Origin of the sequence: Bacillus sp. 7_6_55CFAA_CT2 (assembly GCF_000238655.1) — a bacterium.
In the GTDB taxonomy this organism is placed as follows: domain Bacteria; phylum Bacillota; class Bacilli; order Bacillales; family Bacillaceae_G; genus Bacillus_A; species Bacillus_A cereus.
This window is the reverse complement of sequence record NZ_JH414709.1, coordinates 1,150,431-1,164,206: the sequence shown is the minus strand read 5'-3', so window position 1 is coordinate 1,164,206 and position 13,776 is coordinate 1,150,431. Positions and strand designations below refer to the sequence as shown.

Below are 13,776 nucleotides of genomic sequence, written 5' to 3'. Positions count from 1 at the left end.
TTCCTTAAGTGCTTCGAATTAATTTTATTCAATAAGAGAAGGTGTGCTTAAAGAAGTTAAATTAAATAAGGAGCTGTTTTATTATATGCAACAAAATAATGATTTAAATTTTGAACCTCAAGACGTTAATATTGTCAATCCTAAACAAGCCAGGAAAGCAGTAATTGCTACTGGTATAGGGAACGCAATGGAGTGGTTTGACTTCGGATTATACGCGTATTTAGCGGTAATTTTAAGTCAATTATTCTTCTCAGGTGTTGATAATAGTGGATTGCAACTTGTACTTACATTCGGTACATTTGCAGCAGCCTTTCTCGTTCGACCAATCGGAGGTGTATTCTTTGGTAGAATAGGAGATAAGTACGGCCGAAAAATCGTGTTAAGTACTACTATTATTTTAATGGCACTTTCTACATTATTCATCGCATTACTACCAACCTATGAACAAATTGGTGTATGGGCACCAATACTACTTTTAGTTGCCCGAATGATTCAAGGCTTCTCTACAGGCGGCGAATATTCAGGAGCAATGGTTTATATCGCAGAATCTTCTCCAGATAAAAAGCGTGGTATACTCGGTAGTGGTCTTGAAATTGGAACACTCTCAGGTTACATTGCTGCATCGGTAATTGTTACCATTTTGACGTTATTGTTAACAGATGAGCAAATGCTCAGCTGGGGATGGCGTATTCCATTCTTAATAGCTGCACCAATTGGTTTGGTCGGTTTATACTTACGCCGTCATCTAGATGAATCTCCAATCTTTGAAGAGATGGAAAAAGCACAAGAGGAATCTGAAGACAATGAACAATTTTCATTTATGGATATTATTAAATATCACAAAAAAGACTTCTTATTAAGCACAGTAATTGTCGCCTTCTTTAATATTACAAATTATATGATTCTTTCGTATATTCCTTCTTATCTAACTCAAGTACTTAAAGTCGAAGAAACAACAGGCTTATTAATTATTTCTATTACGATGGCACTTATGATTCCACTAGCACTATATTTCGGTAAATTAAGTGATAAAATTGGTAATAAACGCGTTGTGCAAATTGGTTTACTTGGTTTAACTGTATTTGCAATTCCAGCATTTTTACTAATAGGTAACGGACATATTGCAGCTATATTTGCAGGTATTTTCGTACTAGGTTTCTTCTTAAGTGTATATGAAGGAACATTACCTTCATTATTACCATCACTCTTTTTCACTGATGTACGTTATCGAGCACTTTCGATCTCATTTAATATTTCTGTATCGATATTCGGTGGAACAACACCGCTCGTATGTTCATACTTAGTTCATGCAACTGGTAACCCGCTCGCACCGGCATTTTATTTAGCAGGTGTAAGTATTATTGGATTAGTTGTATTTAGTGTACTATTCGTTACGACTTCAGGGCGTGCGCTAAAAGGTTCATATCCTACAGTAGAAACGAAAAAAGAAGCACACCAAATCGCTAAAGAAGATCCTGAAGAAACACTTTGGTGGCATGAAGAGTCATTAGAAATTGAAGCAGGGAAGAATGCTTCAATTTAAAAAGCAACGTAGAAGTATAAAAAGACTCCTATGAATATAGGAGTCTTTTTGTTACGTTATTTCTTTCGTTTCTTCAAACTTTTTTGATATGCATAAAGCTTATGAATCTCTTCCTTAAATTCATGTAGAAGTACAGTGTTTGCACCATTTGAATAACGCACAGTATTATAAGCATCTATAATAATATCACTTTGAATATTTACATCTTCTTCATCGTTTATTCTTTCTAGCCAAGTCTCAACAGTTTCTCCCCGTTTTCTATTTAAAGGAGGGGTTAACTTACTCTCTAGCTTGAAAATTTCCTTCCGAATTTCGTTATGTGGCGGTTTATTTCGTTTAAAACGATTTTGGCTCATTCCTTCTTTATCAGTAATGATAGTAGATTCGAAGGCGGGCATATTTGGAAAACTTAAATGTTTTCGTTTTTTTACTATTTTCCAAACCACGTAAATAGCGATAGCTGTACAGACTATTATTGTAGCGCTATTTATGAGTATTGGATCAAAATCAGGAATTTTTTTCCCATCTTCAATTTTGGGTTTTAAGAGATGTCCTTTATTTGCCCAAACATCTTCAGTATCTTTTAATTCCGCTGCTTTAATTAATGGCATTAAAGCATAGCCGACGCCTAATGCGACTACTTCCGTTATAAAACCAAAAATAAGTCGAATGAAAGGAAATACTTGAACAATGAATATACTCATTAAGCCAATCGTAATGATAGAAGCAAAACGTAATAGTTGTTGTTTGCGATTTGCCCCGGTTAACCAAAATGTAATCATAAGATGCAAGGCTAACATTAATAGTTTCCACAACGGTGGAAAGGGTGCATAAAATATAACTGAAACGACAAACCATACAATACCACCTAAAGATTTTTGAACTGGATATCCAGGTCCGACCACATGCACGATAAAGAAAAATAGTGGTAATATGATTGTGCCAAAAAGAGAAAAAGGTAAAAATAAAGAGAAAAGAACGATTTGAAGAACTAAAAGTATTACAAATCCTGTTGTTTTTTCTGCATAAATTTATGAATAAGAAATACTCCAATATAGCCTGTTGTTAAAAATATTGCAATACTAATTAGTTCATCTCTTTCTGTTAATAATGAAAGCAGGAGGAGCAGAATGAAATCATGAATGTGATATAGCCAAGTTTTCAACTGGTTCCACCATCCCTTCACTAGTAATGAGAAACGTTGGCTGCGAGAGAAGAGGGAGTTCATTTCTTTGTAAACCAATGTATATCATTGTAGACGATCGTTCTCTCTTTCTCTTTACATAATGAAGGAATCCTTGTTTCGGAAGTAACGTACTATCATCTGAAATACGGGCTAATTCTTCTAAAGCTTTTGCATATTGTGTTTGTCCTTCATTTAACGGTACATGTAATGCACCGCCTTCTGCTAATACACTAATAAACAATTCAAACGGAATGTGGTGCTTCGTTGTGTACTGGAAAATGTATGTTGCATATGAAATAAGTTCTTCTACATTATCTTTCCAACCAAATCCACGATCGGCAGCTAAAGAAAGACAAATCGTCCAACTATAATTTTTTACAGGTTCATATTGCTTCGCTTGTAATTGTTGCATTTTAGCAGATGCCTTCCAATGAATAGAGCGGAAAGACTCACGCTCATATCGCTTTACACCGATAATAGATGTTTCATCATTGTAAAAAGAAAAATTCGTTCGATAAAATCCATTCAAAAGTTGCTGAAGTTCTTGCAAACCTGCTACTTCTTTAGGAGAAGGATACACAATAATTTCAGTCCTTAATTTATCAAAAACAGGTAAATGTACAGTTAATAGATGAAATGGATCTTTTAATACACATTCAAACTGTTCAATTTGAAACACACCACGCTTCGTTGCGGTTAATGTTAAACCCCATTTTTGTGCCGAATGTGCAGGTTGTGAAAATGGGAAAGAGAATAATGTTTTTGATATTTGTTCAATGCCTTGCTCTTTATGCGGTATAAGGGACGAATTTAAATGAAAGTAACAAACACCATTAACGAGCGGTATGCTGGCTCCATTTTTTAAATGAATAAAAAACTGTCCAGATTCCTCAGGAAAAAGCCGTGTAGTTTGTTTCTCATTTATGATTTGAAACTTCTTCTCTATGAAAGCGACATATTTATAAATAAAAATCGCAAATATATAATAGAAGAAAAAGAGAAACATAAGCATTCGTTGCGGGAAAAAGAATGTGAAAAGTAACGCGATTGGAACGGTTAGTTGAATAATATGGAGTTGAAAAAATAAAGGCACAGTTACAACACGCTGTCCATTCATGCTTGCTCAATCTCCACAGGTACGTCAACTTCTTTTAAAATACTTTTCATAATATCATTTTTTGTCGTACGCAGGGCACCTTCCATTGATAAGACGATACGGTGATTCCAAACAGAAGGAACTAACAATTGTATATCTTCTGGTGTGCAATATTCTCTCCCATGTAAAAAGGCTAAAGCTTGAACAGCACGTACTAAAGCTAATGTGGCACGTGGGCTTACACCGTTAGCGATATAATCATGATTTCTTGTAGCATGAGCAAGTTTAATAATGTAATGTTCTAACGGTTCCGAAACAAATATTTCTTTTACTCGTTTTTGAGATTCTAAAATATCTTCTAATGAGATGACAGATGTGACACTTTCTAATGGTAAATCGTTCCGAAAACGTCGCATCATTTGTAGCTCATCTTCAGGAGTAGGATAACCGATTGAAATCGTCATTAAAAAGCGATCAAGCTGTGCATCTGGAAGAGGGAAAGTCCCTTGTGATTCAATTGGGTTTTGCGTCGCAATAACAAAGAACGGTTTCGGCAGAGGCGTAGATTGTTTTTCGAGCGTCACTTGTCGTTCTTCCATCGCTTCTAACAAACTCGACTGCGTTCTCGGCATTGCACGGTTAATTTCATCTGCCAGCAAAATGTTTGTCATAACTGGTCCAATTCTTAATTCGAATTCGCTTGTTTTTGGGTTGAAGTATTCAATACCTGTTATATCACTTGGAAGTACATCGGGGGTGAATTGAACGCGAGAAAAACTACCACCAATACTTTTGGAAATGGTTTTCGCCAGTAACGTTTTCCCAGTACCAGGCACGTCTTCGAGTAGTGCATGTCCATCAGCAAGAAGTGAAACGAGCAGTAGATCAATAACATTTTCTTTCCCAACAAACACAGATCCGATGTTTTCTTTCAATTTATTTATCATATGTACCATTCCTTTCGTTATAAAAGAGCTAATATTTCTATATTTTAACAAATTATTCAGAAAATTTGTATGGTTTTTTAATTCAAAGAAATGGATATTTAATTATTAAATTACTCTTGCATATTTTGGAATATGATTATACAATATCGATATACGATGTATCGTAAGTCGATATATCATAAGGCGATGTATCGGAGGTAGTTATAATGAATGGGAAGGCGCAAAAATATATTCCGTTAACTGAGGCGACATATTACATACTGTTATCACTAGTGAAACCAATGCACGGATATGGAATTATGCAAATGGTAGAAGAGATGACAAATGGGGAAGTAAAGCTCGGTCCTGGTACTTTATACGGGAATACGACGAAATTACTTAAAGAAAAATTAATTGTTGAAGTTGCCTCTACAGATAGAAAGAAGTGCTATGAGTTAACGCCGTTTGGGAGAGAAGTGTTAGAGCTAGAATATAACAGATTGCAGAGATCTGTAAGGAATGGAAATAGTATATTAGGGGAGTGAATGGAAGATGGAGATAAAAAGGGTATTTAAATTTTCTACGGCATGGAATTTAGAAAAAGAAGAAGCTTTTTTACGGAAAATGCATCAAAAAGGTTGGGCGTTACAAAGGTATAATTTGTTGTATACGTTTAAGAAAACAGAACCGAAAGATGTAATATATAAAGCGGATTTTAGATTGGTTTATTGGGATTCAAAAGAAAAACAACAGGAGTACTTTGAAATATATGAAATGTCTGGTTGGAAACGTGTCACAAGTTTTACAAGATGGAATTATTTTTGTAAGGAAGTAGAGAAGGGAATTGAGTTACCTGACATATATTCAGAGAAGGACACGAAGGTGCAAAAAATGAAGGAATTATTACAATTTTTCGCATTAATTTCAATAACTATATTACCCTCAATGTATAGCGTATTTTTAAGTTCAACAGAATCAAGGGTGCCAATTTGGGCGAAAGTTATGACAGGGCTTGTAGGTTGTATGTATACTTATTTCTTCATGAGGATTTTTTTGGAAAATCAAGAAATTGAAAAGTGAAATATTATAATAAAGATTAGACTCTAGAAGAAAATAATGATGACAATGACATCAATGACATAATGACATCATTATCTTCTTCTTTAATTTTATGTAATTCTATTTTGTTAACTATTTTTTATATATAATAAAAATATATATTTAGGTCATAGAATTAACAGTTACAAAGATGATACCAGTAACAATACCTAAAAAAATCATAAATGAAGAAGAAATAATTAATAATAACGAACTAGCAATTAATATTAATTTATTAGATTTTTGATTTTAAAAATGGTAGTAAAGTAAAAGACCACAAATAGTAGAAACAATCCATATCATTAGACCGTAAGGAGTCGTTATTTTCTTCCAATCGAAAGTCCAAAAGTAAAAGATGACTATGTGACAAGTTAATAGTAGAAATGTTGATGAAAGCATTATCTTTTTATTTAAAATCATTTGTTTTACCTCCCTTATTTAAAAATGACCAAAAGAGTGTGAAGGTTAATATATAATAAGGAAGAAATCCATTTTTAATTAACTTATTAAACGAAAAAATCCCTTATAGAAAAATCTATTTCTATAAGGGATAATCATGTTTTTATTAGAAAGACTGATTTTGAGCAGGTTTAATAAATTGTTCTGGGTTTTCAACAAGCCCACATACAGCACATTGGACGCGATAAGTAGGTCCTTGATAGGCCATATGAAAAGCATTCATCGTTTCATTTGTGTATTCTTCTTCTACTTGACCAGTTTGTGGATTTAATTTGACTGGTTTTACTTGTTGCTCAAGAATATTAAAGCGGGTACGGTTCGTTTTACAACTTGGACATAGCATTGGTTCCATATGTATACACCTCCATTTGTATCATTTCTTAAAATCTTTAATTTTATGCAAGCAAAAAACTTTCTCAATATAAATAGGTGTTTAATGTATTTAAAATTCAGAAAAAATAAAATATAATAAAAGTACGAACTGGTTATGTCCAAACCAAATCTCCTGTTTTATGCCAATAAGCTGGGGGGCCGAGAAATCGGCCTCATTTTTTTTGCTCATTACTACAAGGAACAAGGTTTTTGTGAGACTTTTGTCGAAATTTTAGGGATAGATACAAAGGGGGATGTAAATAGGGATAGATACAAAGGGGGATGTAAAATGGATTTGAAAATGAAGTACATTATTTTATATGTAGAAAAGTTTGAGGAATGTTTAAAATTCTATAAAGATATTTTACAGTTACCTATAAAAGCAGAGCACGGTACATATATTGAATTTAATACTGGAACTACCATTTTAGCGATGAATACGCGGCAAGATGTGAAAGAATTAACAGGACTACCGCTTACAGAAGGTAAATTACAGTCTTCTCATTTCGAATTAGGATTCGTTGTTGAGAATGTATTAGAAACGATTGAGCAATTTAGAGGACAAGGTATTAAGGTTTTAGTTGAACCAATTGTAAAACCGTGGGGGCAAACAATTGCCTACATTGCTGATCCAGATGGAAATTATATTGAAATTTGCAGTTCATTAGAATAGAGGGAGAAAGAGAGATGGGATTTCCGAAACTAGAAACAGAACGTTTACGATTAAGAGAACTTACACTATTAGATGCAGAAACGATGTTCCAATATTTTTCGAAAGAATCAGTTATACGTTATTTCGGAATGGATTCTTTTGAAAATATTGAGCAAGCGAAAACAACGATTCAAACGTTTAAAAATCGTTATGAAGAGGGCAGTGTATTTCGCTGGGGAATCGAGAAAAAAGGGACGGGCCAATTAATCGGAACGTGCGGATTTCATTTAATTAATAATAATCATAAACGAGCTGAAATTGGTTATGAATTAGATGATACATATTGGGGACAAGGATATGCATCGGAAGCATTACAAGCGATTTTAGCTTACGGATTTGAAATGCTGCAACTAATAAGAATCGCAGCGGTTGTATATGTAGAAAATAAATCTTCTCAAAAATTGTTAATAAAAGCAGGATTTCAAGAAGAAGGATTACTTCGAAAACATATGATTCAAAATGGAGTTGCTCATAATACTATTTTATATTCTTTATTAAAAGAAGAGTGGAAGAAGTAATGAGCACAAACGAACTTATAACGATTATGAAGAAGCATAGGGAAAATAGATTCATTTTAGGTATAGATGGTTTAAGTCGATCTGGAAAAACAACATTCGTAACCAATTTAAAAGAAAATATGAAACAAGAAGGCATTCCGTTTCATATTTTCCATATTGATGATCACATAGTGGAGCGTAATAAACGATATCATACTGGATATGAAGAATGGTACGAGTATTATTATTTACAATGGGACATTGAATGGCTAAGGCAGAAATTTTTTCAAAAGCTACAACATGAAACAAAATTGAAATTACCTTTCTTTCATGAAGAAACAGATATATGTGAAATGGAAAAAGTACAGATTCCTATTGTAGGGGTAATTGTTATTGAAGGAGTTTTTCTGCAGCGAAAAGAATGGAGAGATTTCTTTCATTATATGGTCTATTTGGACTGTCCAAGAGAGACAAGGTTTCTACGTGAGAGTGAGGAGACACAGAAGAACCTTTCAAAGTTTGAAAATAGGTATTGGAAAGCAGAGGATTATTACTTAGAAACGGAATTGCCGAGGGATAGGGCGGATTTAGTCATCTAATGATTTGAAAATAGAAGGTGAATAGAATGAATATTTTATGGGATTTTGATGGGACGTTATTTGATACGTATCCTGCATATACAATAATGCTTTCTGAAATATTAGGTGACTCAGTAGAAAAACAAGAAATATACAAAAACTTAAAAATATCATACTCTCATGCAATTCAGTATTATAATATTTCATGCGAGCAGGAAGAAAAGATTAAAGTTTTGAAGGGAAAATTCACGCCAAAAGATATGAAACCTTTTGCAGGTGTCGAAGAGGTTTTGAAATTTGCAGATAAAAATGTGATTATGACCCATAAACATAGGACAGGGGTTATGGACATTTTAAAATATTACGGCTGGGAAAAATACTTTGTAGATATGATTACAATTGACGATGGCTTTCCCCGAAAGCCCAACTCTTTAGCTTATAATCATTTACATAAAAAACATAATATTGATTTAGCTATTGGAGATAGAGAATTAGATTTATTACCTGCAAAAGAATTAGGTATTTCAACATGTATGTTTCAAGGTGATTGTGATGTAGCGGATTATTCTTTATCACATTACTCGGTAGTTTTTTAAGATAGTGAGTGATAGAGTAGTTTTCTTTATAAAAAAAGTTATTAATAAAGACTGAATCTTTCATTTTAAAGGTACAGTCTTTATTTTTTAGAACTCTTTCATTTTATTCTGCAATAACGGGCAGCCTGATTGCTTCAACTAATAATCAGTGGAGGGTGAACAAAACCTCCACTGATTAAAGTTTCACTTTATTTTCTGTATATAATAATTACTAGAGATTAAAGGATAATCGTCCATCTTTAATAAGGAAGTGGTCAGTTTATTTTAACCAAATTATGGTTATTCATGTTAATATGAACTCATAGCTATATAGAAGGGGTGGGGTTAGTATGAAAACTGAAATAGTTCCTAAAAAGAAGTATAGTATAATAAGTTATGTATCTTTACTCATCGGCATTTTGTGTTTTCTATTCGTTTTTATAACGCCAACAAGGATAGCCAATGCAGGTAATATAGTTGGAGATTATATTACAATTGCCCTGACAGGTGTAGGTATCATGCTTTCAATAATCACAATGACGAAAAGAACAGAGAAGAAGGGAATTGCTATTCTTTCATTAATACTGTCCTCATCATTTTTTATATTTTGGATCATAGCAATTATCCTATTGTTTACTGGTCAAATTAGTTTTGCGCCGTAATGTGTAATAAAAAGAGTCCTTCTCGTATGATATCGGGTTCAGTTACGGAGAGAAAATATAAAATAACACACAAATTAGGGATGTAAATCACATATGATTTAGCACCCTTTTTTTATTGTTATTATAGTGTTTAAGCACTTTTATATAGTTAAATAGTGTTCTAAATAAAAAGATAAATGGAAAATTTATGTTAAAATAGTTGTAGAGATTATGAAAAAATGTTCTTAAACTAACAGTCAGGTTACTTTAAGAAGGTTTTTTCAAAGGAAATGGTAAATATCATATTTTGAAGGGGTGATTGCAGTGGAGTAAGTGATTTTTTTAATCTTAGTTAAATACTTTGAAGGAAGGCATTTATAACTATGAATACAAAACTAATAATAGTAGAAGGGTTACCTGGATTTGGAAAATCAACCACTGCAAAGCTAATAAATGAAATTCTAAGCCAAAATAAAATTGAGGTTGAACTATTTTTAGAAGGAAATTTGAACCACCCAGCCGACTATGATGGTGTATCTTGTTTTAATAAATTTGAGTTCGATAGATTATTATCTAACAGTGGGGATTTTAAAGAAGTGCTCCTTAAGAAAGTTCTAAAAAAAGGAAGCAATTATTTATTACCATACAGAAAGATAAAAAATGAGTTTGGTGACCAGTTTTCGGACGAATTATTTAACATTATTTTAAAAAATGATATATACGAATTACCATTCGATAAAAATGTTGAATTAATTGCTGACAAATGGAATGACTTTGCTGAAACCGCTCTAGAAGACAATAAGGTTTATATCTTTGAATGTTGTTTCATACAAAATCCATTAACTATTGGGATGATTAAATATGGTGAACAACAAGAAAAAATAATAAATTATGTAATGAAAGTTGCAAAAATCATAGAGAATTTAAATCCAATGTTATTGTATGTAGAACAAGATAATCTTGAATTTTCATTTAGGAAGGCGTTAAAAGAAAGAACTCCAGAATGGTCCACAGGAATTATTGACTATTACACTAACCAAGGCTATGGGAAAGAACATAACCATTCAGGTGTAGAAGGAGCGATAAAAGTTCTTGAAGCTAGAAGGAATTTAGAATTAGAAATATTCGATATGTTAAAAATGAAAAAAGAAAAAATCAATAATACAAAATATGAAATTGACTCATATAGGTCAATGTTAAAAGATAAGTTAGCCATACAAATGGTGAAATAGCTTTTTACACTAACTGGTGCTTTAGTTGAAGAAGGAAATAAAAACGCTCAGAATATCTTCTGAGCGTTTTAGTTTGTTATTCCTAATGGTTATTAGCATTTTTCTCTTCCTACACTGAACCCATTACTCATATGAAGGACTCTTTTTACTCGGTATCTTCAGGTTGATATTCTAAAATATCCCCCGGTTGGCATTCTAATGCTTTACATATTGCTTCTAAAGTTGAAAAACGGACTGCTTTTGCTTTTCCATTTTTCAAGATAGAAAGGTTAGCCATTGTAATTCCAACCTTCTCCGAAAGTTCTGTTACACTCATTTTTCTTTTTGCTAACATTACATCAATATTAATAATAATTGCCATATTATTCACCTCAGACCGTTAAATCATTTTCTGATTTTATATCTATAGCATCTTTTAATAGTCTTTGGAGAACGGCAGCAAAGACCGCGATTACCATTGAAGCAAAAATCATAATCATTCCGATAATAATAATGCCAGGGGCGTCATCTCTCTCTGCCACGAGATAGAAAAGTGGCATACCTAATACATATAATACACTAATTGCCAATGCGCTGTACTTAATATTTTTTAAAGCTTGAACAGATAGCTCTGAGAATGCGTTATTTTTATCAATATAGTTTAAAAGCTTAAATGTTTGGTACAGTGCGAAGTAATAAGGTAGTGCTGTTGCGTATAAATTGATAAATACAAGATATTTAATATATGCAATATCTGGATATAATTCTGCGGCAAAATTTCCTATTTTAGGGACTAAAAAAATGCACATAGCAAGAACGGGGATTCCGATCAGAATTACAACGGTCTTTAAAAAGAGTGTGGATCCTTGTTTCATAAAAAGCACCTCATTTATTTAATATCTTATTAATTTAACATGAAATTTATTGTTTAACAATAAATTTTTATTTCTTTTAATCGAGGATTTATTGTTAAACAAGTAATGAATGAAAAGGATGTTAAATCTTTTTTATAAGATAAATGATACATATCGATATTTAATTAAAGAAAGAGAAAGTAACTATTGTTAGCTTTATGAGAATTGGGAACTAATAAAACATATGTAGGTTTTGGTATGGAAAAGGAAATAAGGTGTATTGAAATGAATGCAAAGTTTATGGAGGAACAATCATGTTGAATTATGGTGTGAAGATGAAAAAGTTACTATTGGTGGGAGCTATAATAGTAAGCGTATTAAGTACGGAAAGTATGATGAATTATCATGCGGCCAAAGCTAAGGTGAAAAAAGTAGAACACCAGCCTAAAAATATAATTATGATGGTTATGGACGGAACGAGTTCAACGGCGACAACATTGGCTCGCTGGTATAAAGGGGCACCGCTTACGTTAGATCAAATTGTAACAGGAGGTGTTCGTACGTTTTCGGCGGAATCAGCTATTACAGACTCAGCGCCAGCAGCAACAGCTTTAGCAACTGGAAATAAATCGAATTCAGGATATGTAGGTGTATTACCTTCTATTGTAAGTTCGCCTAGCTTACAGCCAATAAAAGAAGAAGAAAAGTTACGGCCGGTCGCAAACGTATTAGAAGGCGCAAAATGTACTGGTCGTGCAACTGGCATTGTTGCTACATCTGAAATTCAGCATGCTACTCCAGCCGGATTCTCCGCTCACCATGTCAATCGCAAACATTTTGACGTAATTGCGAAGCAGCAAGTATATCAAAATATAGATGTCGTATTAGGCGGGGGAAAAGCGGCGCTGTTACCTATGAAAAGTAATGGAATCCGAAAAGATGGTGAAAATTTAGTAAAGGTGATTCAAGACAAAGGATACGATTTCGTTGAAACGAAAGATGCGTTATTGAACTCCAAATCTAATAAAATTTGGGGCTCTTTCTCACATCATGCTCTTGCGTTTGATATGGATCGTATAGCAACAAATCCAGAACAACCAACACTTTCTCAAATGACAGAAAAAGCAATTCAAACATTATCAAAAGATAAAGATGGCTTCTTTTTATTCGTAGAAGGTAGTAAGCCTGATTGGGCAGCTCATGCTAATGATCCAATTGGGATGATTAGTGATGTATTGGCATTTGATGAAGCGGTAGCAAAGGCATTACAATTTGCGAAGAAAGATGGGGATACGATGCTCATCGCTTTAACTGATCATGGTAACAGCGGCATCTCTATAGGGAATAGGAATACGACAAAAGGATACAATACTACACCGGTTTCTACATACATTGATCCATTGAAAAAGGCGAAAATGACACTTGAAGGAACTATAAATAAACTGAAATCTGATTTATCAAATGTAGAAGATGTAGCTAAACTATACGGTTTGGATAATCTAACTCATGATGAAAAAGAAAAATTAAAAGTGGCAAAAAAGAAAATGGATGTAGGACGAATTCTTACTACATTATTGGCTAATCGTGCAAATATCGGCTTTACGACAGGAGGACATACAGGTGAGGATGTATTCTTACATTCTTATGGACCTCAAAAACCAGAAGGCTTAATCCAAAATACAGACATTGCGAAGACGATGGCGAAAGCGATGGGCTTTAACTTAGAAGAAGTAACGAATAAAATATTTTTAGAGAGTGAACAAGCCTTTAAGAAAATCGGTGCAACTGTAACAGCCGACAAAACCGAAGGAGCAAACCCGTTACTCGTAGTAAAACATAATAAAGTAGAAGCACAATTATTTGGTAACAAAAATATAATTCGTATCAATGGTAAAGGGTATGAATTAAGAAGTATTATTGTAGAGAGTAATGGAAAGTGCTATGTACCAGAAGAAGCAATTCAACTATTTGTAAAGCATTCTCGTTAAAAAATTGCCAACCAGTTAAGTTAACTGGTGGCAATTTTTG

13 protein-coding genes and 4 pseudogenes are annotated in these 13,776 nt (G+C 33.2%); 10 read left to right on the top strand and 7 right to left on the bottom strand.

What is annotated here, in order from left to right:
* Window positions 1-85: 85 nt before the first annotated feature.
* Window positions 86-1,543 (top strand): MFS transporter, encoded by a 1,458-nt coding sequence (locus HMPREF1014_RS14995; protein WP_001186926.1) that lies wholly within the window; start codon window positions 86-88, stop codon window positions 1,541-1,543.
* A gap of 56 nt (window positions 1,544-1,599) precedes the next feature.
* Here the strand turns inward: HMPREF1014_RS14995 and HMPREF1014_RS14990 are convergent.
* From HMPREF1014_RS14990 to HMPREF1014_RS14980, 3 genes and pseudogenes are all read right to left on the bottom strand, one after another.
* Window positions 1,600-2,708, bottom strand: a pseudogene (locus tag HMPREF1014_RS14990) (DUF4018 domain-containing protein).
* Window positions 2,680-3,846, bottom strand: coding sequence for a DUF58 domain-containing protein (locus tag HMPREF1014_RS14985; RefSeq protein WP_001014390.1), 1,167 nt, complete (start codon window positions 3,844-3,846; stop codon window positions 2,680-2,682). Before HMPREF1014_RS14985 ends, HMPREF1014_RS14990 begins: the two are co-directional and overlap by 29 nt.
* Entirely contained in the window at window positions 3,843-4,772 is a 930-nt protein-coding gene (locus HMPREF1014_RS14980) for an AAA family ATPase (protein WP_000608776.1), read from the bottom strand. Before HMPREF1014_RS14980 ends, HMPREF1014_RS14985 begins: the two co-directional genes overlap by 4 nt.
* Window positions 4,773-4,978: 206 nt before the next feature.
* On the opposite strand from HMPREF1014_RS14980, the gene HMPREF1014_RS14975 reads away from it, so the two are divergent.
* Together HMPREF1014_RS14975 and HMPREF1014_RS14970 are read left to right on the top strand one after the other, a co-directional pair.
* Window positions 4,979-5,296 carry a PadR family transcriptional regulator gene (locus HMPREF1014_RS14975; protein WP_001013435.1) on the top strand — a complete coding sequence of 106 codons (318 nt, stop codon included), beginning with the start codon at window positions 4,979-4,981 and terminating at the stop codon, window positions 5,294-5,296.
* Window positions 5,297-5,303: 7 nt separating this feature from the next.
* A pseudogene (locus tag HMPREF1014_RS14970) lies at window positions 5,304-5,841 on the top strand (DUF2812 domain-containing protein).
* 131 nt (window positions 5,842-5,972) lie between these two features.
* On the opposite strand, the pseudogene HMPREF1014_RS32170 reads toward HMPREF1014_RS14970, so the two are convergent.
* Together HMPREF1014_RS32170 and HMPREF1014_RS14965 are read right to left on the bottom strand one after the other, a co-directional pair.
* A pseudogene (locus tag HMPREF1014_RS32170) lies at window positions 5,973-6,269 on the bottom strand (hypothetical protein).
* 145 nt (window positions 6,270-6,414) lie between these two features.
* On the bottom strand, window positions 6,415-6,660 hold the full coding sequence (locus HMPREF1014_RS14965; protein ID WP_000433609.1) for a hypothetical protein: 246 nt from the start codon (window positions 6,658-6,660) through the stop codon (window positions 6,415-6,417).
* 309 nt (window positions 6,661-6,969) lie between these two features.
* Here HMPREF1014_RS14965 and HMPREF1014_RS14960 point away from each other — a divergent pair, with 309 nt between their 5' ends.
* The 6 genes and pseudogenes from HMPREF1014_RS14960 to HMPREF1014_RS14935 all read left to right on the top strand — a co-directional run bounded on the left by HMPREF1014_RS14960 (window position 6,970) and on the right by HMPREF1014_RS14935 (window position 10,915).
* Window positions 6,970-7,353, top strand: a complete 384-nt coding sequence (locus HMPREF1014_RS14960) for a VOC family protein (RefSeq protein WP_000364503.1) — start codon at window positions 6,970-6,972, stop codon at window positions 7,351-7,353.
* Window positions 7,354-7,367: 14 nt separating this feature from the next.
* Window positions 7,368-7,910 (top strand): GNAT family N-acetyltransferase, encoded by a 543-nt coding sequence (locus tag HMPREF1014_RS14955; RefSeq protein ID WP_000506679.1) that lies wholly within the window; start codon window positions 7,368-7,370, stop codon window positions 7,908-7,910.
* Window positions 7,910-8,488 (top strand): kinase, encoded by a 579-nt coding sequence (locus HMPREF1014_RS14950; RefSeq protein ID WP_000106119.1) that lies wholly within the window; start codon window positions 7,910-7,912, stop codon window positions 8,486-8,488. The genes HMPREF1014_RS14955 and HMPREF1014_RS14950 overlap by 1 nt, the downstream gene beginning before the upstream one ends.
* Before the next feature lie 26 nt (window positions 8,489-8,514).
* Window positions 8,515-9,118: pseudogene (locus HMPREF1014_RS14945) on the top strand (HAD-IA family hydrolase).
* Between the two features lie 274 nt (window positions 9,119-9,392).
* Entirely contained in the window at window positions 9,393-9,704 is a 312-nt protein-coding gene (locus tag HMPREF1014_RS14940; RefSeq protein ID WP_000845560.1) for a hypothetical protein, read from the top strand.
* Between the two features lie 362 nt (window positions 9,705-10,066).
* Window positions 10,067-10,915 (top strand): P-loop NTPase family protein, encoded by an 849-nt coding sequence (locus HMPREF1014_RS14935; RefSeq protein WP_001093188.1) that lies wholly within the window; start codon window positions 10,067-10,069, stop codon window positions 10,913-10,915.
* Between the two features lie 145 nt (window positions 10,916-11,060).
* Here the strand turns inward: HMPREF1014_RS14935 and HMPREF1014_RS14930 are convergent, their stop codons facing one another.
* Both HMPREF1014_RS14930 and HMPREF1014_RS14925 read right to left on the bottom strand, forming a co-directional pair.
* A complete protein-coding gene (locus HMPREF1014_RS14930) occupies window positions 11,061-11,276 on the bottom strand; it encodes a helix-turn-helix domain-containing protein (protein ID WP_000974619.1) in 216 nt (71 codons plus the stop codon).
* Between the two features lie 10 nt (window positions 11,277-11,286).
* Window positions 11,287-11,769, bottom strand: a complete 483-nt coding sequence (locus HMPREF1014_RS14925; protein WP_000809123.1) for a DUF2975 domain-containing protein — start codon at window positions 11,767-11,769, stop codon at window positions 11,287-11,289.
* Window positions 11,770-12,062: 293 nt separating this feature from the next.
* Here HMPREF1014_RS14925 and HMPREF1014_RS14920 point away from each other — a divergent pair, with 293 nt between their 5' ends.
* The gene (locus HMPREF1014_RS14920; protein WP_000935928.1) at window positions 12,063-13,736 is read left to right on the top strand and encodes an alkaline phosphatase; all 1,674 of its coding nucleotides are present in this window, start codon (window positions 12,063-12,065) and stop codon (window positions 13,734-13,736) included.
* Window positions 13,737-13,776 lie beyond the last annotated feature (40 nt).